Genomic DNA, 1833 nt, shown 5'->3' with positions numbered 1-1833 from the left:
GCTGTACGCCTCGGACGAGAGCAATCTCGTCGACCTCGCCGACGCCGAAGTGATCAAGGCGGACGGCTCGCCCGACCCGGCCAAGGCCACCCAAGCGGCGACGATGCTCGACGGGAAGGCCTCGACCTTCAGCAACATCGCCACCGCCGACGGCCAGGCCGACCTCATCTGGGACTTCGGCCAAGGCGCACAGGTCACCGCCGACCGCCTCGACTACCTGGCACGCCAGCACGATGAGGGCATGCGGCAGATGGACGACCTGGTCTTCGAAGGCTCGAACGACCTCTCGTCCTGGACCACGCTCACCGAGCCGACGTTCAAGACGCTGTCGTGGCAGAACCTCGAGGCCTCCGGGGACGAGGGCTTCCGCTACCTGCGTGTCAAGAACGGCATGTTGATCCATATCGCGGAGCTCCGCCTCTTCGGCTCGACCTCGCACGACTTGCACGAGGTCCTCGCGCGGGCCGACGCGGTCGACCTGACTGCGTACTCGCGCAGTTCGGCGATCGGGTTCACCCGCGAGGTGGAGGCGGTCCGCACGGCCGCCGCCGAGGAAGGCGCCGACGAGCCCGCGCTCGCGGTCCGACTCCTCGACGCCTGGGACCTGCTCGAAGCGCCGCCGGTGAACGCGGCCGCGATCGATCAGTCATGGGTCGAAGCCAGTTCGGCCTCGTGGGACGGCAAGCGGGACGCGGCCGGCAACGGCTGGGCCATGTTCGACGGGGACGAGGCGACCTTCACCGACACGAAGGAGGCGGCCGGCTGGGTGCAGGTGCTCCCGACCGAGGAGACGGCCTTCGCCATCGAAACGGTCAGGTACCTGCCACGCTCCACCCACGTGGGACGAGCCAACGGCATCCAGTTCCAGGGTTCCAACGACGGCGGCGCGACCTGGGAGACCTTCGCGACCATCAGCGGCGCCTCTGGCAGCTGGAGCTCGATCGATCTGGATGCGGCCGTTGAGTACGGGGCGCTCCGTGTGAACGCACCGGCGGGCAATACCAACCTCGCCGAGGTGCAGTTCCTCGGCGCCACAGTCGATACGACCGGACTCGATCTGTACTTGAGCGAGACCGAACAGCTGACTGAGGCGGACTGGACGGCCGCGACCTGGGCCGACCTGACCGAGGCCCGCGAAGCCGGTGCGGCCCTCCGCGCCGACGGAGCCGCGCCGACCCAGGCGGAGGTGGACGCCGCAGCCGAGGCGATCGCCGCCGCGGTGGCCGCGCTCGAGGCGGCCTGAGAGAACCTCTGAGAGAACAGTTATCCCACTTCGGGCGCCGTCGGTCTTCCGACGGCGCCCGAAGTGCAAGACCAGCCTGCGGAGTTATCCACAGGCTGTCCACTTGCTACAACGCCGTCTCTGGCCAAAGTCATCCACAGGCGGGAAATTTTTGGTGGTGGTGATGATGGTGTTGTGGCGCTTGGGGAGGCCTGCATTGGGGGTGGGGGCGCGGGCGGGGGCCATCCCGTACATGGTCGGGCTGCGCTAAAGGCATCGGCGACGAAGGCGTGGACGGGGCGGGTGTCCGTTGGCGGGGCCAGGTTTCCGGGGTTCCGTCGAGGGTTCGGGGCGGGGTTTCGGGGGTCGGGTGGGCGACCTGCCCGGCTGAGTGCGGGGGTGCGATCGTGCGGTGCGGTCCCGGTGGCAGTCGTGGCGAGACGTGTTGTGCCGCAGCCACTTCACGAGGCGGATGTGTCCCACGTCTCTTTGTCGTTAGTGGATCGGTCTGTGACGTAAAGTTATCATTGAGGTACGCACAGAGATATGGAATTAGTACAGGAGTCGTGTAGGTGTAAGCAGACTACGCCAAGCCTCTGGCCGAGACGCCT

1 pseudogene is annotated in these 1833 nt (G+C 67.4%); it reads left to right on the top strand.

Features of this window, described 5'->3' with window-relative positions:
- Positions 1-1243: pseudogene (locus tag FAB82_RS26880) on the top strand (hypothetical protein); the annotation flags it as partial.
- Positions 1244-1833 lie beyond the last annotated feature (590 nt).

The organism is Glycomyces buryatensis (assembly GCF_004912275.1).
Classification (GTDB): Bacteria; Actinomycetota; Actinomycetes; order Mycobacteriales; family Micromonosporaceae; genus Glycomyces; species Glycomyces buryatensis.
Note: the sequence above shows the minus strand (reverse complement) of the source record. Positions and strands in the feature narration are given on the sequence as shown.